Source organism: Vibrio comitans (assembly GCA_024346835.1).
GTDB classification, from domain to species: domain Bacteria; phylum Pseudomonadota; class Gammaproteobacteria; order Enterobacterales; family Vibrionaceae; genus Vibrio; species Vibrio comitans.
In genome coordinates this window covers 944,195-966,982 of the sequence record AP024867.1, presented here as the reverse complement: position 1 = coordinate 966,982, position 22,788 = coordinate 944,195, and the positions used below count along the sequence as shown (strand labels likewise).

Genomic DNA, 22,788 nt, shown 5'->3' with positions numbered 1-22,788 from the left:
TATATAGAATCGAGCGTAACTACCTATACCGACTGGGATGCACTGTTAATATTGCGAAGACTTCAATGCCTGGTATTACGCATCACTCTTATATGCGTAATTGTAGTAGCCATACGTGTAGTAACTTGAAGCTGTTTTCTCTACAGCATTGAGAATAACGCCTTTAGTTTCTACACCAGCTTGTTCTAGGCGATCAGCTGCTACTTCAAGTTCTTTAGTCGATGTTATGCCAAATCTAGATACCATCAGTGTTGTTCCGCTGTGGCGGCCAACGATTGCTGCGTCGGTTACAGCAAGTACAGGTGGTGTATCGATAAGAACGATATCGTAGTTTTCACTTGCCCATTCCACCAATTCAGTAAATCTAGCGTGCATTAGGATCTCTGATGGATTTGGTGGAGTTTTGCCTTTAGAAATAAAATCTAGGTTCTCAGTGATACTAGTGTGAATCACATCTTCAACACTGTGCGTATTCGCTAGACAGTCTGAAAGACCGTGGGTATGAGCCAAAACAACGCTATGCCCTATATGGCCTTTGCGCATATCAGCGTCGATAACAAGCACCTTTTGACCGCTACTAGCGATAACCGAGGCAAAGTTAGTAGAAACAAACGACTTACCAATACCTGGCGACGGACCCGTAATCATAATGACGTTGTTTTTCGCTTCCATCATCGCAAAGTGCAAACTCGTTCGAAGTGAACGTAATGCTTCAACCGCTAGATCTGCTGGATTAACTAGCGTCAATAGCGCCTCTTCTGCAGGGCGTTTCTTACCCGACTTTCTAAGCTTTTGGTAAGATTTTTCAATCTTCTCTTGTTGTTCTGATTTTGGAATAGTTGCATATACAGACAAACCGATTTCTTCGATTTGGTCCGGGCTTTCCACTCCGCGATGGAAGGCAGCGCGAAGAAGTACGAATGCCACACTTAGCATGCCACCTAGTAACGTAGCTAAGACTGCAATAAGAGGCTTCTTAGGTTTTACAGCTAAACCATTGGAATCCGCCTTATCAAGAATACGAACGTTACCAACTGTACTTGCTTTGACAATGGCTAACTCTTGCGATTTATTTAAAAGTTGAACGTAGATTTCTTGGTTAACTTGCACATCACGTGTTAGGCGTAATACTTCACGTTGCGTTTTAGGAAGCTTTCTAATCTGATCTTCTAATTTACGCTTTTGCGCCAACAACGTTTTGCGTTTTTCCAGTACAGCTACATAAGCAGGGTGTTCTTTAGTAAAGCGCTGAGCAAGTTCACTTTCTTTAAAGGTCAGTTCATTTAACTGAGACTCCAACTCAACCATCACCTTCAATGTAGATTGTGCTTCTAGGCCTAAATCAACAGATTCGTTGTCTTGACGGTATTTATTTAACGCATCTTCATTGACCGTTAACTGACCTTTGATCTCAGGAAGCTTGTCCTTCAAGAACTCTAAGCTGTTTTCAGCTTCGGCAGCATTTCTATCCACGTTCTGCAGAAAATAGTTGGTAGCAATATCATTTAGTAAATCAATGTTCTGTCGAGAGTCTGGGCCTTCAAAACCAAATGAAAGAATACCTGACTGTTTGCCTCGTTCCGATACTGAAAGATTCGACGATAGCCAGTTGATAGCCATCAGCTTAGAACGTTTTGAAAGGCTGAACTTTTGACCCTGTGGGCCTTCTAAATAGGAAATGAAAATAGAGAAAGGTGCTTGTTCACTATTGACAGAATCGTTCGAAGATTTGGCGAACTCGCCTACTTTACCTTTTAATAGCAGTTTTTCGTTCAGGTCGAATAGTGAGTATTCACCAGTTTCTGCATTATCCAACGTCAGGGTGTAACCCCCCGTTTCTGCATACTCTGGAATATCAAAGCGCTCTACTTTTATGTGAGCTTCACTGCCTAAACGTGTCGCAAGCCCCTTACCAATCACAGGAAGGTAGTTTGGCTGGGCAACAGTTGTTAAATTGAACTTATCAACTGTCTTTCCTAAAACCATGCGAGATTTAATAATCTCAATTTCTGTTGCCGCATTAGACTCTTGTGCGAACATGTCGCTCAAGCCTTCACTTAGCACAGGCATACCACTATTTTTCTGCTCAACTTGTATCAGTGCGTCTGCCTTATAGATAGGTGTCGCCAATAAAGCGTAAGTCACACCTAAAACAGCAAAGACAAAAGTAGTGAAGATGATGATCCATTTACCATCAAGTAACAAACCTAGCAATTTGCCTAAATCTATTACATCAGGTTGCGGTGGCTGTTGAGAGCGCTGTGAACGAGTATTTTGGGTCATAGTATTTATAAGGTTCTAGGGGATCATTAAATAGCTGACAGCGTTAAGCTATCAGCTACAAGGTTTTAGAGGCGCTTGAGCCATTCTTTGGCTGATTTATCAATCAACTCATATACATGTTCAAACGCTTCAAAGCTTTGTTTATATGGGTCTGGAATTTCTTTGTTTAACCAATGTCCATACAGCATCGTTTTACCACGTGCAGCAGGTGCTAGTTTGGTAATGGCATCAATATGACCTTTTTCCATAACTAGAATCAGGTCATTGTCTGCAATCATCTTTGTTGTTATCTGACGGGCAACATGGCTGGTTAAATCCAAATCATGCAGTGCAGACACTTTTACCGAGTTCTCATCTGCAGGCTTATCCACCAAAGCACCAAGTCCGGCCGAGGTTACTGTTTTTGCAGGCAGAGCTTGCTTTAACATTTCCTCGCCAATAGGGCTACGACATATGTTACCAATGCAGACCACTAAGATATTATTAAACATTACTTCACTTCGCTACTTTGGCAAATTACCAGTTACGGACTCGGTTAACGAACTCACTACCATCATTCAATGCAGTAATCGTTGGCAACAACTGACGAACAACACGGTTGTATTGTTCAATTGGTGCTGCAGTAACATAAACTACATCGTATGGTTCAAGTTCAAACTCTGTACCTGTCACCAATGCAGTAGCATCACTAATATCTAACTGATAAACGTTAGCTATGACTTTTTCTGGACGAGGCTTTTTGCCTTGCTTAGCAAGTTCTTGCTTTTCAGCTTCTATCTCTTGCTTCTCTTCTTGAGATAGCGACTCATCACGAACTTGAGCTAAGTACTCTTCATGTTGTTTATCACGATCTCCACTGCGGAAGATAAATACACCCGTTGCATTAGCGGCTAGTTCGTTGATACCACCAACACCACTTAATGCTTCAGTAAGAGTCATACCTGAACGATCTATCTTTAGCTGTGTTGGATTATTAACTTCACCTAGTACAAAGACTTTTTGCGCGTCGTTACGAGGAACATGGATGATATCCCCTTTTTGTAACAGACGGTTTTCAGTCAAGTCACCGTTTTGCATTAAATCATGCAAAGATAATGTTTCAGCTTTTCCATCACGAGTAAGAGTAACATTACGCCAATCCGCGTCAGTGGTTAGGCCACCAGCTTGATTGATAGCATCTAAGAACGTTAGAGGAACGTTAGTAAGAGGTTGGTAGCCTGGCTGGCGAATCTCACCTGTTACATAGGCTTTTTGAGAGCGGAAACCAGCAATATTAACGTCAACCTGAGGGCTCTCAATATAACGAGCTAGGCGTTGGGAAATCTCTTTACGCACTTCTGTAACTGTTTTACCCGCTACCTTCACAAATCCAATGTATGGATAGAAGATTGTTCCATCAGCATGTACCCAGTGACCCGCTTCTTGAGCACTACGATAAGAACCTGCAGGGATCGTCAATTCAGGATGATCCCAAATTGTGATGTTTAATATATCACCCTGACCAATAACGTACTCGTAGTTTGCAATCTGCGCATCAAGGGCTGGATTACTACGAGAGTGAGCCTCTACATTAAAGTAGCTAGCATAGCGATTCACAAATGATGGAGATAAAGGATAAACGTTTACTACGTTAATCGGTGTTTCAGCCAACTCTTGCTCAGACATTTGAGATTCGTCTGGAGAGGTATTGTAAATTTGCTTATCACCAAGATCGACAGTTGATCCCGGCATAGTACAACCCGATATGGCAAGCACTGTTGCTAACGGCAACACCGTTTTAAAATGAAGTTTCATAAAAGGATTTTAAGTTCTTATTGAGTTAGCGGTATTTTACACGATTTGCGCATTTTGGATACGCTACCGCCCGGAGGATTATTCGAAATTCCACGATTCGATGTTGTTTAGCTTTGAGGCTGAGCTCACTAATTGTCTGCCCATAAGCAAATGGTTGCTTTAAAGGCGGTATTTAACGTTTTGTGATGACACAAATACTTGATCTACATCACAAATTAGGTGATATTGATGAAACATATAGTACGGAATACTTTTAATTCATTCAATCTATTTATTACCTGTCTTACATAAATTTTGGTTATAAACAAAATGCTTAAAAGTAGGCAACAAAGCACAATCTGTGCAAATTGACCGTAATAATAGGCCAGCATGATGCGAAAATCATGTTTTACGTCCGCATATGGCGCAAAATGACATATTGTTTTTACAGTTTTATGACCAAAAAGGTTTAGTAACACTTTGGGGGTAGAATAATAACTCTAAAAGCACCAGTAAATCAAATTATCTTACAAATTATCAAATAATAATATAACTTTTGGTGCATATAGTTTCGCATCATATGAGCTCGTGTTTTTGACGATTGCCAAAGCATAACCGATTAAAATTAAAGTAATTAATTATCAAATCTACCTTGCTTGACGTGGATTTTCATCCTGATCATGCAGAGGCGTTCTCGGTTAAGTTGTTCTAGTTTTCGTTAGTTTTTTCGCAGACAGTACTCAACAACTAGCATATTAACTCAAGTACCTGGCGGAAAATGGTAATAATGAGTTTATTGTTAAGTACCTCCAGATATTTAGATTGGCCACATATAAAGTCGTTATCCCTCATACCGACACCCTCTCCATTTATGTAGCTTTCATAGTGGGTTTCTAAACATCATTCTCGTATCTTATAAGGCTGTTTTGGAGTGTTTGTAGATAGGACCTCAAGTAGGAGCATTCGACGATGGCGTATTGAGCAGATTAAGTTCATCAGTATAAAGTGAATTCGTCATACCTAGGAAATTCTGACAACTAGATCTTTTTCGAATCTATAGAGGCAAATTATCTCTTTAAAACCTTTAGTTATAACTAAAGTCTTTTTATGCTTTATGTTCGACTGCGAATCTTATCTCGGTCAAAACACAGTTAAGTTATTGTATATATTGATTTAAATTCAAATTCCCGCAATAAAAATCCCTTCCTTAGTCCTTCATTGCCTATCTTAGACTGTTTGATTATGAGTCAAACGCTAACTTTGTTGTTAGGTTTCTAGCACAACGAAACAATAGGGATAGAACTTTCGATTATGGATACGGCCAGACTTACTCACTTAAAGGCTCTAGAAGCTGAATCAATTCAAATCTTCCGTGAAGTGACCGCTGAATTTGAAAATCCAGTGATGCTTTACTCAATAGGTAAAGACTCTTCGGTTTTGCTGCATTTAGCTCGAAAGGCTTTCTATCCAGCGAAAGTCCCCTTTCCTCTTCTGCATGTCGATACCAACTGGAAATTTAAACAAATGATTGAGTTTCGCGATGAGTTGGCAGACAAATACGATCTCGACCTAATCGTTCATAAAAACCAACGTGGTTTAGACATGGATATCAGCCCTTTCACTCACGGTAGTGCTAAGCATACCGATATCATGAAAACCGAATCTCTAAAACAAGCACTGGATGAGCACGGATTCGATGCCGCTTTTGGTGGTGCACGCCGAGATGAAGAAAAATCACGCGCAAAAGAAAGAGTTTATTCATTCCGCGATCAAAATCATCGATGGGACCCAAAGAACCAACGCCCTGAACTTTGGCAAGTCTATAACGCCCGAGTAGACAAAGGTGAAAGTATTCGAGTCTTCCCGTTATCAAATTGGACAGAGCTCGATATCTGGCAATACATCTACCTAGAAAACATCGACATGGTTCCTTTGTATTTTGCCAAGGAGCGCCCTGTCGTTGAGCGTGATGGCACCCTGATAATGGTTGATGACGACCGCATGCCACTTGAGCCTGGCGAAACCCCAGAGATGAAGAAAGTACGCTTTAGAACACTAGGCTGTTATCCGTTGACGGGAGCTATTGAATCGCAAGCTGAGACTCTTCCCGAGATCATTCAAGAGATGCTTTTGACCGCTACATCAGAAAGGCAGGGCCGAGTTATAGATAACGACTCTTCAGGTTCGATGGAGAAGAAGAAGATGGAAGGGTATTTCTAAGAAAACTTGAGCCTTGTTATGTAGAGCTGATTTCATCAACTTGGATAGTGCTAAATAACAACATTGTGCCTCCTAAGATCCTGACCTTCGTCAGGATGACGGTACGAAGGGTAGGCATCGAGTGTAACCAAGTCGTCAGGATGACGGTGCGAAGGGTAAGCATCGAGGGCAACCAAGCCGTCATGCTGGGCTTGATCCAGCATCTTAGAGAGTGCGATTGACCAGCATTGTGCGTCCTAGGGTCCTGACCTACGTCAGGATGACGGTGCTAAGGGCTAAGGGCTAAGAATCAGAACAACCTGACCAACAAATAGAATTTGTAACCACCCAACGACCAAAGGAACGGTTAACATGAACACAATTTCAGATTTGCTTTCGTATGATGTCGAAGCGTATTTAAAACAACATGAAAACAAAGACCTGCTGCGTTTTATTACTTGTGGCAGTGTAGATGACGGCAAATCGACATTGATTGGGCGTTTGCTGTATGACAATCAAATGATTTTTGAAGACCAGCTTTCGGCCATTCAAAAAGACTCAAAAAAATACAACACCACAGATCAAGAGTTTGATTTAGCCCTGCTTGTTGATGGACTGCAGTCTGAGCGCGAACAAGGCATCACCATTGATGTGGCTTATCGCTATTTCACAACTGACCAACGCAAGTTTATTATTGCAGATACTCCAGGACATGAGCAGTACACTCGCAATATGGCTACCGGCGCGTCTACTTCAGATCTCGCAATCATCTTGATTGATGCTCGACATGGCGTCCAAACCCAAACTCGCCGTCACTCTTTTATTTGTTCTTTGCTAGGCATTAAACACGCCATTATTGCGGTCAATAAAATGGATACCGTTGATTACAGCCAACAGCGTTATCAATCTATCAAAAAAGAGTATCGTAAATTTGCTAAGGAATTAAACTTCGAAAGCATTCAGTTTGTGCCAGTGTCTGCTTTGCATGGCGATAATGTGGTATTCCCCAGCCAGAACATGAGTTGGTACCCTGGCTCAACATTAATGCGCTTACTTAATTCTGCCAAAACTACTAAAAGTAAAGAAGAAGGAGAGTTTAGATTTCCTGTTCAATACGTAAATCGCCCTAATCTCGACTTTCGTGGCTTTTGTGGGACGGTTGTATCTGGAGAGGTTCGTGTTGGCGACCGCATTCAGGTACTCCCATCAGGCAAAGAGAGTAAGGTAAAATCAATCGTTACTTTCGATGGCGACCTCACCTCATCTTACGCAGGGCAAGCGGTGACACTTACTTTAGAAGACGAAGTAGATATTAGCCGTGGTGACATTTTAGTCCGTCCTGATCAGCAACCGCATTACTCGAATGCCGTTTCATCAAATGTCGTGTGGATGAATGAAGACGCTCTACAACTCAATCGAGAATATCTGATAAAGCTTGGTACAAAGACGGTGACTGGTCAGGTGTCTAAAATTGAGCACCGCGTCGATGTTAATAGCATGCAAAAGCTCGAGGCTAACCAGTTAAACTTAAATGAAATTGGCCTATGTCATCTCAACCTTAATGAGAAAGTGGTCTTTGATGCCTATGACAACAATCGTATTACCGGAGCGTTCATCATCATCGATAGACTGACCAATGCTACTGTTGGTGCCGGGATGATTGAAGGAGCACTAGAGAGTAAGCGCCAGCCTAGTCATGAATATTCTGAGTTTGAGCTTGAGCTCAATCAGTTGGTCCGTAAGCACTTCCCGCATTGGGATGCTAAAGACTTGCTTAGCAAGGGCTAAAGAATGGGCATTAGCTTGCAAAGTGGAATTGTATTGGTGGTATTCATTACCACCATTATTTCACTCATTCGCTTCCAGAAACACCCTGCTCGCGTGTTTGGGTTAGCGCTGCTGGTACTTTTCTCTTTGGATCTCGTCTCTAGCGAGCAAGTTATCAACGCAGGTTCTAACCAGGGCCTGCTTACTCTAATATTGCTGATGCTATGCTCCATAGCTCTTGAGAAAACCCGCGTATTGAGAATTATGGCACAATACGTCATTCGCCCAAGTTACGGTAAAACCTTCGCACGTTTATTTGGTTTTACGGTTGTTTTCTCTGCTTTCTTGAACAATACAGCCGTTGTATCTAGCTTATTGTCTCCAATACGCAACAACCCACATCATAGTGCTACCAAACTACTTCTACCGTTATCTTATGCCGCTATATTGGGGGGCACACTCACGCTTATTGGTACCTCTACCAACCTGATCGTGAACAGCCTTCTTATTGATACTGACCTCCCCCCTCTGGCATTTTTTGATTTCACTGCGGTTGGATTATGCGTTGTGGTTGCGTGCGGCTTAGTGTTAACACTTTTAGTTAGATTTTTGCCCAACAACGAAACCAATGCACCAATTAACGATAGTTATTTTATTGAAGCCAGTGTTTCAGAGGGTTCTGCACTCATCGGCAAGGATATAAACCAGAATGGTTTACGTCATATGGAGTCGCTATTTCTAATAGAGATGGAGCGAGACGGCAACATAATCAGCCCTGTATCCCCTAGCGAAATATTGCAAAAAAACGACCGACTCTTTTTCAATGGTGATGTATCGAAGGTATCTCAGCTAAAGCATTACAACGGACTTGAAATATTCGCTGATAAAGAGGGCTTAGCATCGCACAGCTTTGTTGAGGCTATTTTGTTGCCGCAAAGCCGATTAGTGAATCGCTCACTCAAAGAATGTAATTTCAGACAAACCTTTAACGCGGGTGTTGTCGCCATAAAGCGCAACGGCGTACGCTTATCTGGCAAATTGGGTGAAGTAAAGCTTAAGGCCGGAGATTACCTAGTTTTGACAGCTGGGGAGCCACCTTCACTAGCTCCAAGCTTTCAGAAGCACTTTATATTACTAAGCGATATCGCTGTCGAAAATAAGATACAGGGGATTGGCGAAAAGGCTACCTTGTTTGGTTTTGTAGTCGCACTAGTATCGGCATCTCTTGGGTTAGTTACTTTGTTTAAAGCCATGCTGTTGTTATTCGGCGTCTTGCTATGCTTTGGCGTACTCACTATCAACGACGTTACCCAGCGCTTTCCTTATCACATCTGGCTTATTATCACCTCAGCGATTGTGATGTCGTTTGCGATACAAAATAGCGGATTGTTTGAACATCTAGAATACTTACTAATCCAAAATAACCTCTCGGTGAGCCCGCACTTGGCGTTGGTATTTGTATTTCTCGCTACGTTACTACTGACAGAGTTAGTCACCAATAACGCAGCCGCAGCAGTAACCTTCCCCATCGCCTACTCACTTGCTTTGAGTTTAGATGCAAACCCAATAGCGTTTGTGATGGCCGTAGCCTTTGGCGCTAGTGCAAGCTTTATCAGTCCGTATGGTTATCAAACAAACTTGATGGTATTTAATGCAGGACAGTACAAGTTGTCAGATTTTGTAAAAATTGGCGCTCCGATTAGTGTGATTTATAGTTTTACCGCGATATTTGCGATTGAACACTTTTTTGGGTTATGAGGTTAAAGGTGTGGTTGTGGTACGGAGGTAGTTTTACCGTCATGCTGGAGAAATCCAGCATCTTAGGGAGTGCAAATCGCGAATATCGTACACCCTAAGATCCTGGATTAAGTCTAGGATGACGGAAATAAAGCTGATGGCTAAACACAACTTTAACATCGTACCTTTAACGTCATGCTGGAGAAATCCAGCATCTTGGGGAGTGGAAATTGCGAATATTGTGCATTCTAAGGTCCTGGATCGAGTCCAGGATGACGAAATAGAGCTATCAGCTACAAATTGTTATTTATAAGGAAATAAACAAACCATGGGAAACCAAAATATCGTATGGCACCAAGCGTCTGTTACTCGAGAGCAACGCCAACAACTCAAAGGTCATAAACCTGCTGTGCTTTGGTTTACAGGCTTAAGTGGTTCAGGGAAATCCACCATTGCGAACGCCGTAGAACTTAAGCTCAATCAACTGTCAGTCCATAGCTATCTATTAGATGGTGACAATGTGCGCCATGGGCTAAACCGTGACTTGGGCTTTTCTGATGAAGACCGAATTGAAAACATCAGACGAATTGGCGAAGTCGCTAGGTTGTTTGTGGATTCTGGAAGCTTAGTATTAACTGCTTTCATATCCCCTTTTATCGCAGATAGAAAGCAAGTTCGTACACTTCTTCCAGAGGGTGAATTCATTGAAGTGTTTGTTGATACTCCAATCGAAACATGCGAACTACGCGATCCCAAAGGGTTGTATAAAAAAGCTCGCAAAGGCGAGATAGAACACTTCACAGGCCTAACATCTGATTATGAAGCGCCACAATCGGCCGAGATACATCTAAAAACTGATCAACAATCTATTGAAGATAGTGCTGAGCAAGTTGTTCAGTACTTACGAGATAACGGCTATGTCTAAACACTCTTTGCATTATGACGTGTTTAACGGAGACGCGGATGGTATTTGCGCTTTATTACAGCTCAGGCTAAGTGAGCCCAAAAACTCCAAACTTATCACCGGAGTTAAGCGAGACATTCAGCTACTGCAGCAAGTTGTCGACCAACAAGATGCCACCTCTGTAACAGTGTTAGATATCTCTATGGAGAAGAACCAAGAAGCATTGCGTTCTTTGATAGAAAATAAGGTGAACATATTCTACTGTGACCATCATAGAACAGGGGTAGCTCCAATCTCTCCCCATCTAAAGTCTCTTCTAGATACCTCGTCAGACGTTTGTACTAGCCTGCTCATCAATCTATTGCTGAATGACTCTCACTATCTATGGGCTTGTGTTGGCGCCTTTGGTGACAATCTATCAGAGCAAGCAACTGCTTTAGCGTTAAAACACAGCGTAGCTCATGAGGACATAGATTTCCTCAATCAGCTAGGGACATTGATCAATTACAACGGATATGGTGGTTCGATTGAAGATCTTCACTTTCACCCTAAAGCCTTATTTGAATCTTTATTAAAATACCCAAACCCGTTACGCCTCAGAGATCAAACAGATGGTGTTTTCCAACAGCTAAAATCAGGGTTTGAGCGCGACTGGAATAACGTTAAATCAATTCAAGCAACCTACTCTACTCAACATATAGATATATATATACTCCCGTGCCAAGCATGGGCAAGGCGTATAAGTGGCACATATGGGAACTGGCTTGCTAATGAGCATCCCAAGAAAGCTATAGCGGTTTTAACTGCAAATCCATCTGGTGATTCTCACACCGTCAGCGTAAGAAGCCCTTTAATGAATCGAGAAGGCGCCGATGATGTGTGCTCGCAGTTTGCAACGGGAGGAGGCAGGAAAGCGGCTGCTGGGATCAATGAATTACCTGAGAGGGTTGTTTCATTGTTTATTGAAAAGATGGAAGAGCGATTTGGTTCAGCATAACCCTACTTTCTCAAAGGCGACAATCTGGTTATCGCTCAACAAAACTGATCCCCGATACATACATTCGGGGGCTCTGATTTACTGTTCAAAATACAACTGCATTTCTCACCTCATACAAACTCAAACAAGTCATCCCATTTAGGATTGTTGGTCGTGATCAGCTTCCTCAAATCAATCTCAGGCAACATAGTCAATTCCTGCTCCCGAGTACGCGCATCTATAACGTTGTCGAATTGCTCTACGTACACCAATTTCTGCTCAAAGATTGTGAGTCCTAAATGATCAGTTGTTCTCTTTTTATGTAACCAAACCTTTGATTGCAGATTCTCCGTTTGACCTATGTATAACAGAGCATCATTGACTGAGCTGAGTATGTAGACGCTGAACTGCTGCGTTACAGAGTAGATGTGCTTTAGAACTGGGTTTGTATTTTCTTCGAATTCAGACTGAGCAGGTTGAGTTTTCACATTGAAGTCCTTTTCTTTTTTCTGGGACTTTAAGGCTAAGAGTGATAACTAAAAATCCTAATTTTGACTCAATGTGTTTGGAGGTATTTCTAGCAATCTCATACTTTTTGGTATGCTTGTCATTCTTAATGCTCGGTGGTACCTAAGATCCTGAATCAAGTTCAGGATGACGTTCAATACAACCCTCTACTCCAAGTCGTCATACTGGAAACTACGCAGTAGTTATCCAATATCTTAGGACGTACAACGCTAAACTCCGTCGCACCCAGGATTCTGAACCAAGTTCAGGATGACTTCAATACAACCCTCTACACCAAGTCGTCATGCTGGAAACTACACCTTAGTTATCCAGTATCTTGGTGCGCACAATGCATAACCCTGACGTACCTAAGATCCTGAATCAGGTTCAGGATGACATTCAACACAGCGCTCTACACAAAGTCGTCATGCTGGAAACTACGCAGTAGTTATCCAGCATCTTGGAGTGCACAATGCACAACCCTGGCGCACCTAAGATCCTGAACCAAGTTCAGGATGACGTTTAATACAACCCTCTACACCAAGTCGTCATGCTGGAAACTACTCAGTAGTTATCCAGTATCTTGGCTCGCACAATGCATAACCCTGGCGCACCCAAGATCCTGAATCAAGTTCAGGATGACATTGCCCCCTTTTCCAAAAACGAACAATTACTTACCGATATGAACACTATTCATCATACAAATAGATGGTTACATTTATTGCCACGTATTGCATTCCATCGCTATCAACATCCATTTACTATGCGCGCCACTTTTGCGCACAAATAGGAAACGTTCGATGAAAGTTTTAAAACTCGCATTGTTGGGTATAGGCGTTGCTTCTCTTAGCGCTTGCTCACAATTGCACCATGTACAACTCAGTGATATCGACCAGACGCAAGGTGAATTAACACCGATTAGCATCAAGGTGAACGAGTTTGGTTTTGATGCTGCAGAAACAGCGCGCATTGGTTCTGAAGTGGCTACTAGTGAGCGCGCTTCAGAAAATATGGAGATTGTTGCGACTGTTCTTGCATTGATGAACATGGGGCCGACGACCGGGAACCCTGTGTACAACGACGCATATGCTGACCAAATCATGCGGCAAGTTGATGCTCAATGTCCAAGCCACAACCTTACCGGCCTAACGTCTGTTCGCGAATCAACTAATTTCGGCACTATCAGTGGCGAGGTGGTTCGAGTTGACGGTTACTGTATCAAGTAGGAATTCATACCATGTTCAAGAAAACAATTTTACTGGCCATTGCGGCTGCATCACTTTCGGGCTGCGTAGGTCTAAATACAGTTTCTCTTACTTCTGTACCCGCTGAGCGTGATCAGGCGGTTACCGCTTCTGCATCTGACTGGAACTTCATTGGTATCAACTTTAACAACGATATCGTTGATGAAGCCGTTACCGACCTTAAGCAGCAATGTACTGACGGAAAAATTGAAGGCGTAATGACCAAGCACCAGACCACAGGTTATGTACTGTTCTTCAAGCGTGAAATCATCGCAACTGGTTACTGCAATAAGGCGTAATGATGAAAAAGCTGATTCTTCTATTACCGTTCTTTTTAGCTGCTTGTAGTAGTAGCGTTCATATGTCGCAGGTGAGTAATGACCCTAGCGTTCATTTGAACAACCCACAAACGGTCGAGGTGGAGACATCTCAAACTGTAGTGATGGGCTTTGCGTTTGATACAGATTATGTGGATGACGCATACGCCCAAATGATGCAGCAATGCCCAACTGGCGCATCAATGGTGAACGTCGAGTATGTGACTGATCACGGCTTTCTACATTGGACCAACATCATTCGTATGAAGGCGCTTTGCTCGAAATAACTTTGCCTAAGCACCGAGGGATTTCTCTCACTATTTCGCATAGGCACACCTTGATTCCATCGCACTAAAGTAAGGATAGACTTTATGATTTCCAACGAGCTAGACAGCACAATACCTGAGTTAGAGTTATCGCAATTGCATTACTCGACCGATAAAACTCTCAAGAGTGTCTGGTTGAAGGCTCGTTTTTACGTATTGAGTAAAGTCTATCACTCTACTTTTACACAGATCGCTTCGCTTACCAGTAATGAGTTATTTCGTAACGCTGTTGAACAGAAACCACGTCTTCTAGAAAAAGCCCTCAAGCCTTACCTGTTTGTTGATATACCAGCAAGCGAGCGAATGAGGCTTATTGAGCAGCACTTTAATTTGCTCAATTCAACTTTAGATAGCTCCATCAAGCAGGCTTTTAGTGAAGGTGGCTTGCCGCTAACTAAGCTCGAAGACTCAAAGGGTAACGAATTTACGTTAATCATTTTCGACGGCGAAATGCGTGAGGGTTCTCTGGGTCTTCGTCTAATCAACGACCTTGGTCAAACGATCTACTCAATTACCTTCAACCTCTCCACCAGCCCTGCTTTGACAATGCATATCGGCGCATTAAAAGGCCCAAGTGAGCAAGTAGAAGATCGCAATCAAGTCATCAAAACTTTAACTCGCTCATTCCATGGACTACGTCCTAAAGCAATGATGGTAGAACTAGCGTTGATGTTTGGGAAATCGCTAGGGGTGACCAAGTTTGTTGGAGTGTCTAATAAAGGTCACATCTATCAAGCACTTCGTTATAAAGGCTCGAAGAATAAGGCCGTAACCTTTGATTATGATGAGCTATGGGCAGAATATGGCGCTGAACGAAGTGACAAGTATCGATATAACATTCCTGCTTTCCCAGAACGTAAAGACCCTTCCACTTTGAAGAAGAACAAGCGTCGTTTGTATACAAAACGATATGCTTGGTTAGATGAGATGGAAGTAGAGTTGAATGAGAAAGTTCAAGGGATGAAGAGTACTACGGTTGAGTTGTGAGTGTGGGGTCTAGTATTTTAGATACGTATAATACGTAGGCTTTTCGTATCTAAGCTCCTGACTTTCGTCAGGATGACGTTTTGGAGTAACCCGGCACTTTAAGTCGTCAGACTGGAAACTACAAAGTAGTTATCCCGTATCTGAGAGACATACAATCCTCAAACTTTCCACACCCAAGATCCTGAATCAAGTTCAGGATGACGACTTGGCGAAGTTCTGCGTTACAATTGCTCACAACGTCTCATAAAGATCATTCCATTTGGGATTCATCTCATCAATCAAAGCATCCTTCCAGGCGCGTCGCCAAAACTTAAGTCTCTTTTCCTTTTCGATAGCATGCTCCATATCATCGTGGACTTCAAAGTAGACCAAGCGAGTGACGTGGTAGCGAGAGGTAAAACTAGGGAAATAATGACTTTTGTGTTGCCACACTCTGCCTTTGAGGTTGCTTGTAACGCCAATGTACAGAACCTTGCGGTTTATAGAGCTAAGAATATAGACACAGGGAGTTTTCACGTGATTCCCTCAAATGGATAGTTTCATTGAGGTTAGGTGGAAAAGGTAGGCCGAGATTAATATGAGGTCTGTTCTTCGTATGAGGTCGAAAGAGTGCATGCTTTTGTAATGCTTCTATTCACGTCATACTGGAAACTACGCAGTAGTTATCCAGTATCTTGGAACACACAATACTCAACCTTTTCATATCTAAGATCCTGACTTTCGTCAGGATGACGTTACTTTGGGCTTCTATAGTTGGAGTTCAACTTAGCTAAACATCAAACCCAAACCCACGTCATACTGGAAGTTACGAAGTAACTATCCAGTATCTTGGAGCGTACAATACTCAGCCTTTTCGTATCTAAGATCCTGACTTTCGTCAGGATGACGTTTTGGTAAAGCCTTGCGCTCTAAGCCGTTATGCTGGAAAACACACAGTCTTTATCCAGCATCTTGGGACGCACAACTTTCCCCTACCCCACAAAGCTTAAATCAACCGCTTCATAATATTTGTTCTTAAGGATCTTCCCTTCCTTAATCATCACGCCGTCAGTCGCTACCGAATCCTGATTGCAGAATACAATGTATTTATCATTCTTCAGTTTGTAATCAGCGCTCACGCCTTTAGCAGCATAGACTTCAACGGTTTCTTTCGCCTGCTGTTCGTCGAGGGCTGCTTTACTCATATTGCTCGCGTGCACTGCGTCCCAGCATTGTTCGAAGGGAATTTCTAAAGTTTTTGCCACATTCAAAAGTACGTCTACTTGGCGGGCAATTGTCGTGTCATTTAACGCTTCGTGACCAGCATGCACTGCTCGGCCTACTGCAACGTACACGGTGTCGGTAATCGCGTCTGCTTGATCTTCTTTGTTGGTTGCTCGTGCAAGTTCGGTCAATTCTTCAATCATTAAATTTGAGTGCAGATGGCATAGCTTATCGCTTTCAATGCCAGTACTGATTGGCAGGTTAAACAACTGACGAAACTCAACGATATCCTTGTATAGCTTATTCCAAAGCTGTGGAGTCAATTGAGTAAAGGTTGAGAAGAATTCTTTGAGGGCAGTCACGGGCATTTCCAGGTTTCCATTGATTGGGGTCAAGACCAAATGAAAGTAATACCTTTCATTCCATCCACTTTAGCGCCCAAGAATAACATACTCTTTCGAACCAAAAAAAATGAAAAACCAAGTTGAGAAACTCAGCAATTGCGCTCCATCATCAAGGCTCAATGCATAATCCTTCATATTTGTAATCTAAATGACCATTGAAACAAACACTTATGGAAAGATCTACAATCACCTATTACAGTTATTAAGTTGATTTCAAGGGTTTTGTAAAAAACCTACCAAGGAGATGGTAAATACACAATGAGCAATGCACTGACTACTCAATTATCGAAAAGGACAACGATACTGCGGGTTTTGCCGTCTTCTCTCTTAATTAATTTACTATCACTCGCCATCCCGCTGGTGATATTGCAAATTTACGACCGAATCTTACCCAATCAAGCCTATGGCACGGCATTTCTACTGATTGCAGGAGCTGCGATAGCCATTAGCCTTGATGCATTTTTGCGCTATGTCCGAACTTGGATGCTAGGTGCTGCGGCAGTAAACACCGAGCACTCCACGTATAACCTTATTGTTGATCATCTTAATCGAGCAAGCACTACTCAGATTAATCGTTTAAAGCCAGGTACGCTTCAAGAGAGCCTCAAAGGAATAGGCTTAATTAAAGACTTTTATTCTGGCGGATTTATTAGCGGGCTTATTGATGTTCCCTTTGCCATCATATTCTTGGCTTTAATTAGTTATGTCGGTGGCGCTTTGGTCTTCATACCAATTGTGGTGTGGGCAATTACCTTTGCTTTTGTTTGGTTATTCACTCAAAAATCCAGCACTCACGCTAAAGTTGCGGCCTATTCTGAGCAAAGCCGAATGAACTTCCTGATTTTGGTGTTTTCTTTCTTTGATGGCGTCAAAAAGCAGGCGCTCGAGTCAAAGACTTACCGTTATTTCCGCCATCTCAATGAAAACCGATACCTATCTGTGGCGGAATCTGAACGTAAGGTCGCGGTAGCGCAAGAACTGATTCAGATTGCAGCTATGGGGACTTCCGTTGCCGTTGTGCTCATTGGTAGTCTAAGCGTATTAGCAGGGGACTTAACTACAGGTGGTTTAGCGGCCTGCTCTATTTTGTCAGGTCGAGCTGTCGCACCATTAAGTGCATTGATGGGTCTTCGCCTTCGTTACAGCTCCTTTTTAGTCGCCAATGAATCTGTGTCTGAGCTGCTCGCGCAACTCGATAGCAAGCGAAACTCAGCTCCAGAGTTCTCGTCTTTACAGGCAGTGACCGCTAATGATGTTGTCTTCACTCGTTTCCAGCAACGGTGGGGTTATTCTCTCACCCTCAACCAAGGTGAAGCACTGATTTTACACAATGAGGATGAAGATATAGCAAGTCATGCTTGCGCTGTTTTCGCAGGGCTTGAAGCCGCTAAATCAGGAGAGTTCCGTTGGAATTTATCCCCGTTTGTTAATGACCAATTTAACTGGCGTAGCCAGGTGAGCTTTGTTCCTGTTCACCCGCACCTCGTTTCTGGCTCACTGATGGATAATATATGCGGATTCGATAAGCAAAGGCTAGAGGAAGCAAATCTACTAATGAATGCTCTAGGGCTTAATCGCGTTATATCAGAACTGGCTGACGGAGTAGAAACCAAGGTCGGATTTAACATTGGTACCAAACTGAGCCGTGGAGGGATAAAACTGGTCACCCTAATCGCGCAACTAGCACAAGATACGCCCATCGTAGTGCTCGACCAACCAGAGCGAGACCTTGATATTGACTCACTAAATCGATTAAGTGCCGTTATCAAATATTACTTATCTCATGGACGATCATTTGTAATGAACACTGAAAGCGAAATTCTTCTGCAACTGGCCTCTTCGCAGATGAGCATCAGCTCAATAGGAGAAGCATAATGAGTGAGTCCTATGCTGATTCTGTTAATAATGTATTAGACGTGATTGGCGTTGAATCTGGCGTACAAAATTTTGCTAATGAATGGATCCAAAGTAATCCTATCAATAGCGTCGGTGATGTTTTTGATCTGCTAGACAGATTAATGATCCCCTACAGCGTACATCCATCCAGCAGTAAATTAAGCACTGTCGAGCATTTAGTTGCGATTCAAATTGGCGCAGATTCAAGCGTCACATGTCGACACGACTTAAAGGGGTACTTGGAGTATCAAGATGGAGCGCTCATTCCAGCGCAAGCATCTCAAGGGTTGGCTGACATCACTATATTGATTCACGGTCAACCCCAAGAAAAGCCCGAGGTAGATTGGCTATCAAATAAACTGGATAACTTTAAACCCATTATTCCTAGGCTGCTTGTTATTAGCTTTATTGCCAACTTGTTTGCTTTATCAATCCCATTTATCACTATGGCGGTATACGACCATGTCATAGGTGGGGATGCTGGTCACGAGGTGTTCGGAATTGCGATAGGTGCGATATTACTATTTTCCATGATGCTGCTTCTCAAGGTAGTGAGAAGCCAGTTGTTGACTACCGTAGCCAATAGAATAAGTAGAGAGGTCTCTGAATCAGTAATGCGCAAGTTGCTGTTTGGTCAACTGGGTATCAACCGAATGGCCGGCACCTCAACATTGATGAACCGCATCACCACAGCTGAAAGCCTCAAAAGTATCGTTCAAGGGCCTTTAGGTGGTGCGTTGTTTGACCTGCCTTTTGTGATTATTTTTATTATCGCTATTGGCGTGCTCGGAGGGTGGTTAGTCATAGTGCCAATTATCGCCTTGCTTCTGTACTTCATTCTCGCACAGCGCAGTTATAGACGACAAAAGTTACTCAATAATCAGTTAACGGTTTCCGGAACGACTCGTTTTTCATTGCTGTATGAACTAAACAGCAAGTTAAGCTTCTTACGCACCAGCCATATCTTGCCATTTTGGATGGATAGATTTGAAAAAGCCAACACTCTAGCGTCCAAAAACAGCTTTGATCACCTGAGCCATCAGGGGAAATATACGTCCATATATTACGCTATCGGGTTACTGAGTACCTTGGCGGTGGTTGGGTTGGGTATAGACCTGATTTTCAATCAAGTACTGACACCCGGGGGTTTGATTGCAACCATGATGTTGATCTCTCGTGTCACTAGCCCTGCGCAAATGCTGGCAAATAGCTATCCGCGCATAGGTCAAGTTGCTCAAGCAAAACAACAGATTAATCAATCCGTTAGCTATAGGGCTGAGGGCGATTATTCATATCAACACCACCATCTAAGCCAAGATGCTCCTTCTATTGATTTAGAATTGGTTACATTGCGCTTTGCCAATCAACTAAAACCCGCACTCTCGGGCGTTAGTTTTAGTGTTGAGCCAGGACAAGTCGTTGCTATCACCGGTCCTATGGGCTCAGGTAAAAGTACATTGCTAGAAGTCATAGCAGGATTACTCCCTTCCCAAAGTGGCGTCATCAAACTTAATGGTAACAACCTTTCACAATACGACCCGCAATTGCTTCGTAAATGGCTTGGTTACTATTCAGACCAGCCAGAAATGGTGCCAATGACGGTATTTGACTTTATCGCAGATGGTCGCGACGTTTCTGAGCAGGAAGTAGAGAATGTCCTTAGCAAAGTAGGTGCTTTGGATTGGGTAAATAGCTTAGCCGATGGTATGGATACGCACCTGAATCAAGTTGAATCACTGTCTCACCCTCTATCTAACTACGAAGCCACGATGCTAACGCAGGCAAAACTGCTTTGTCATAAGTACCCATTGGTTCTTCTTGATAACCCAGTGAGCAGCAAAAAGAACAAGCGACGATTCATCCAGTGGTTAGAAGAAAACAGAGGCACTAGCACCATCATATTTACCTCTCACGATGCGGAGTTAATCAAGCTTTCCGATCAGGTTGTGGTTTTAGATGGTGGTAATGTTGGTTATGCAGGGCCTATTCCAGACGAAAATGAGCAAGAATTGGATATAGAAGCATCCGCACAAGGGAGCGAAGCTTAAACATGAAATCGACAGTGGAAGTCATCGAATCGGGTATCACCAGACGCCTGCTCACAATTAGCACGCTACTCATTGGCGCCTGCATTGTTCTATTTATTGGTTGGACAATATTTACCAAAGTGGATGAAATCGCCAAGGCCAAAGGAGCGGTAATCCCTGAGGGTGAGCGGCAGGTTATTCAAAGTGAACTGGGTGGAAAACTAAAAAACATTTTCGTTAAACGCGGACAATTGGTGGAGGTAGGCGACCCTATCGTTGAGTTTGATGCCACTTTTCAGACTACCGCGCTAGAAGAATTGAATTCTAAAGAGGCGACCTTACAACTAAGCATCGAACGTATGACCGCTCTCATTGAAGAGCGTGAACCCGATTTCTCAAATTATGAAACCCAGTACCCAGAAGTCGTTGCAGAGCAACGCGCAGAGTTAGCCGCAACTAAAGCACTTTATTTTCAGAAACGTGTTGTTCTAGAAAAAGAGAGTGAGCGTATTGCCGAAGAATTAAATGGCGTAGAGCGTCAAATCCCTTCCGAAACAAGGCAGCTTCGTTCATCACAAAAAGAGCTGAACATCCTTATTAAGGGACAAAAAAGCGGTAGCATTTCGCAAGTAAGAGTATTGGAAATGCGTCAAAAAATAGCTTCTATCGAAACTGAACTAGAGCAAGCAAAAGGCAAGAAAGCCGTTCTTATCAAACAAGCAGAGTCAAATCTAAGCAAGATTGATCAACTTCTCGCTGAAGCCAAACTTGAGGTTAGTAAAGAGCGTTCCAAAGCGGTTTCTGAACTATCAGCTTTAAACGCGCAACTGCGCTCTGGGCAAGCAAAGGTATCAAATACGTTAGTTAATGCTCCGGTAAAAGGACTGGTGCAAAGCCTACCCACAACACGAAACGGCGGTGTTATACAGCCTGGAGGCACAGTTGTAGAGATAGTGCCGGTGGATGGCAAGTCAGCATTCAAAGCTAAGCTGTCACCGCGAGATGTCGGTTTTGTATCTATTGGCCAACCTGCACGAGTAAAAATTGACGCCTTCGATTACAGTCGCTTCGGGGCTCTGCGTGGCACTGTCACAGAGATCTCCCCTACCACAAGTCAAACTGAGCGAGGCGAAATCTACTACGACGTTGTGGTCACCGTGGAGAAAGGCCACTTTGGCAATGACCCTGCCCGCTTTGCCATCATTCCGGGTATGACTGGAGAAGTCGACATAACTACCGGTGAGAAAACCGTATTTCAGTACCTATGGAAACCTATTTATACCAACATTAGTCGGGCATTTGGGGAGAGATAAACCGTTTACTTGCCTTTGTGTACTCTAAAATCCCGGCACAAGGCCGGGATGACATTTAAAAGCCTTAAAGCGGGTAATGCTGACACGTTAATTTTGTCTGAGATTTACTCAGAAGGGGCACTAACACTAGAAGCCAAGATTTATTCTCTCTGTCTGTCATCGTATCTGCGTGTTCTGCGCCTACCGAACAGTTAATGGTATTACCTTGTGAGTCAGTAACACGAACATCAGCTTCGAGCTCCGAGCTTTGAATATCGAGTTGGTCAGACAATGCTTGGCTTTTTACATTTACTTGAGTGGCATCAGGATAGATTACATCCGAGTAGAATAATTCTAGCTTTACATCCTTATTGGTCGTATTCATGAAAAAAACAGGGAACGTACCATTAGCCTTGCTTAGTGACTTAGGGTGCTCAACCATTGATACCTGTATGCTCGATGGGGTTTGAGTTAAATCACCAGAAGCAAAGATTAATGGTTGTGACTTACCATCTTCAAATTGGATAGGGAATGAACCACTTCCTAACATAGATTTTGAGTCTTGAATACTAAGCTTATAATCAATCAAGTCCAACGCGTTTTCTTCCGAGTCAGGGATTGTCATTACTCCCCTACTAGCAAACATATAGTTTGTTAACGTTGTTTTATTGTTCTGTGTGCCTGTAATAGGATTCTCAAAACTCATCTCAAAAGAGAGAGCCTGATAGCTCGGATTATTTAAAGCGGTCCCCTGATACACAAGGTTAAACACCTTAAAATTAATCTCATCTGATTTGAGTTCCGCTTTAGGGGCTTTGACACTCCCGCCATCCTCTCCGCCACAGCCGCCAAGAACTAACGCTGATACTAATAACAATCCGTTGTATTTATTCATCTATCTTTCCATATATTTTACTATTCGTGATTAGATTTTAATTACACATTC

Annotated in this window: 19 protein-coding genes; 12 read left to right on the top strand and 7 right to left on the bottom strand. The window is 42.8% G+C overall.

Features of this window, described 5'->3' with window-relative positions:
- Positions 1 to 75: 75 nt before the first annotated feature.
- From OCU46_RS18005 to OCU46_RS17995, 3 genes are all read right to left on the bottom strand, one after another.
- Positions 76 to 2,283 (bottom strand): polysaccharide biosynthesis tyrosine autokinase, encoded by a 2,208-nt coding sequence (locus tag OCU46_RS18005; RefSeq protein ID WP_141272432.1) that lies wholly within the window; start codon positions 2,281 to 2,283, stop codon positions 76 to 78.
- Positions 2,284 to 2,348: 65 nt separating this feature from the next.
- Entirely contained in the window at positions 2,349 to 2,774 is a 426-nt protein-coding gene (locus OCU46_RS18000; RefSeq protein WP_141272434.1) for an arsenate reductase/protein-tyrosine-phosphatase family protein, read from the bottom strand.
- A gap of 25 nt (positions 2,775 to 2,799) precedes the next feature.
- Positions 2,800 to 4,077, bottom strand: a complete 1,278-nt coding sequence (locus tag OCU46_RS17995) for a polysaccharide export protein (protein WP_141272436.1) — start codon at positions 4,075 to 4,077, stop codon at positions 2,800 to 2,802.
- Between the two features lie 1,290 nt (positions 4,078 to 5,367).
- Here OCU46_RS17995 and cysD point away from each other — a divergent pair.
- The 5 genes from cysD (at position 5,368) to OCU46_RS17970 (ending at position 11,660) form a co-directional block, all read left to right on the top strand.
- On the top strand, positions 5,368 to 6,276 hold the full coding sequence (cysD, locus tag OCU46_RS17990; protein WP_141272438.1) for a sulfate adenylyltransferase subunit CysD: 909 nt from the start codon (positions 5,368 to 5,370) through the stop codon (positions 6,274 to 6,276).
- Positions 6,277 to 6,627: 351 nt separating this feature from the next.
- Positions 6,628 to 8,043 carry a sulfate adenylyltransferase subunit CysN gene (cysN, locus tag OCU46_RS17985; RefSeq protein WP_141272439.1) on the top strand — a complete coding sequence of 472 codons (1,416 nt, stop codon included), beginning with the start codon at positions 6,628 to 6,630 and terminating at the stop codon, positions 8,041 to 8,043.
- Positions 8,044 to 8,046: 3 nt separating this feature from the next.
- A complete protein-coding gene (locus OCU46_RS17980; RefSeq protein ID WP_141272441.1) occupies positions 8,047 to 9,780 on the top strand; it encodes an SLC13 family permease in 1,734 nt (577 codons plus the stop codon).
- A gap of 307 nt (positions 9,781 to 10,087) precedes the next feature.
- A complete protein-coding gene (cysC, locus tag OCU46_RS17975) occupies positions 10,088 to 10,684 on the top strand; it encodes an adenylyl-sulfate kinase (RefSeq protein WP_141272443.1) in 597 nt (198 codons plus the stop codon).
- Positions 10,677 to 11,660 (top strand): DHH family phosphoesterase, encoded by a 984-nt coding sequence (locus tag OCU46_RS17970; RefSeq protein WP_141272444.1) that lies wholly within the window; start codon positions 10,677 to 10,679, stop codon positions 11,658 to 11,660. The genes cysC and OCU46_RS17970 overlap by 8 nt, the downstream gene beginning before the upstream one ends.
- 110 nt (positions 11,661 to 11,770) lie before the next feature.
- On the opposite strand, the gene OCU46_RS17965 is transcribed toward OCU46_RS17970, so the two are convergent.
- On the bottom strand, positions 11,771 to 12,127 hold the full coding sequence (locus OCU46_RS17965) for a GIY-YIG nuclease family protein (RefSeq protein WP_141272446.1): 357 nt from the start codon (positions 12,125 to 12,127) through the stop codon (positions 11,771 to 11,773).
- An 819-nt stretch (positions 12,128 to 12,946) separates the two neighbouring features.
- Here OCU46_RS17965 and OCU46_RS17960 point away from each other — a divergent pair.
- From OCU46_RS17960 to OCU46_RS17945, 4 genes are all read left to right on the top strand, one after another.
- Positions 12,947 to 13,372, top strand: coding sequence for a hypothetical protein (locus OCU46_RS17960; protein WP_141272448.1), 426 nt, complete (start codon positions 12,947 to 12,949; stop codon positions 13,370 to 13,372).
- Between the two features lie 11 nt (positions 13,373 to 13,383).
- A complete protein-coding gene (locus OCU46_RS17955) occupies positions 13,384 to 13,689 on the top strand; it encodes a hypothetical protein (protein ID WP_141272450.1) in 306 nt (101 codons plus the stop codon).
- 2 nt (positions 13,690 to 13,691) lie between these two features.
- Complete coding sequence (locus tag OCU46_RS17950; protein ID WP_141272452.1) at positions 13,692 to 13,994, top strand: putative periplasmic lipoprotein; 303 nt, start codon at positions 13,692 to 13,694, stop codon at positions 13,992 to 13,994.
- Positions 13,995 to 14,078: 84 nt separating this feature from the next.
- Complete coding sequence (locus OCU46_RS17945) at positions 14,079 to 15,020, top strand: VirK/YbjX family protein (protein ID WP_141272454.1); 942 nt, start codon at positions 14,079 to 14,081, stop codon at positions 15,018 to 15,020.
- A 231-nt stretch (positions 15,021 to 15,251) separates the two neighbouring features.
- On the opposite strand, the gene OCU46_RS17940 is transcribed toward OCU46_RS17945, so the two are convergent.
- Together OCU46_RS17940 and OCU46_RS17935 are read right to left on the bottom strand one after the other, a co-directional pair.
- A complete protein-coding gene (locus tag OCU46_RS17940) occupies positions 15,252 to 15,536 on the bottom strand; it encodes a GIY-YIG nuclease family protein (RefSeq protein ID WP_141272456.1) in 285 nt (94 codons plus the stop codon).
- A gap of 455 nt (positions 15,537 to 15,991) precedes the next feature.
- Positions 15,992 to 16,591, bottom strand: a complete 600-nt coding sequence (locus tag OCU46_RS17935; RefSeq protein ID WP_244311442.1) for a nucleoside triphosphate pyrophosphohydrolase family protein — start codon at positions 16,589 to 16,591, stop codon at positions 15,992 to 15,994.
- Positions 16,592 to 16,885: 294 nt separating this feature from the next.
- Here OCU46_RS17935 and OCU46_RS17930 point away from each other — a divergent pair, with 294 nt between their 5' ends.
- Genes OCU46_RS17930 through OCU46_RS17920 form a run of 3 tightly spaced genes read left to right on the top strand, consistent with a single transcriptional unit; the run spans position 16,886 to position 21,863 of the window.
- Complete coding sequence (locus tag OCU46_RS17930) at positions 16,886 to 18,502, top strand: ABC transporter transmembrane domain-containing protein (RefSeq protein ID WP_141272458.1); 1,617 nt, start codon at positions 16,886 to 16,888, stop codon at positions 18,500 to 18,502.
- Positions 18,502 to 20,571, top strand: a complete 2,070-nt coding sequence (locus tag OCU46_RS17925; RefSeq protein ID WP_141272460.1) for a peptidase domain-containing ABC transporter — start codon at positions 18,502 to 18,504, stop codon at positions 20,569 to 20,571. The genes OCU46_RS17930 and OCU46_RS17925 overlap by 1 nt, the downstream gene beginning before the upstream one ends.
- A 2-nt stretch (positions 20,572 to 20,573) precedes the next feature.
- A complete protein-coding gene (locus OCU46_RS17920) occupies positions 20,574 to 21,863 on the top strand; it encodes an HlyD family type I secretion periplasmic adaptor subunit (protein WP_141272462.1) in 1,290 nt (429 codons plus the stop codon).
- Between the two features lie 64 nt (positions 21,864 to 21,927).
- Here OCU46_RS17920 and OCU46_RS17915 read toward each other — a convergent pair whose 3' ends face one another.
- A complete protein-coding gene (locus OCU46_RS17915) occupies positions 21,928 to 22,737 on the bottom strand; it encodes a hypothetical protein (protein ID WP_141272464.1) in 810 nt (269 codons plus the stop codon).
- Positions 22,738 to 22,788 lie beyond the last annotated feature (51 nt).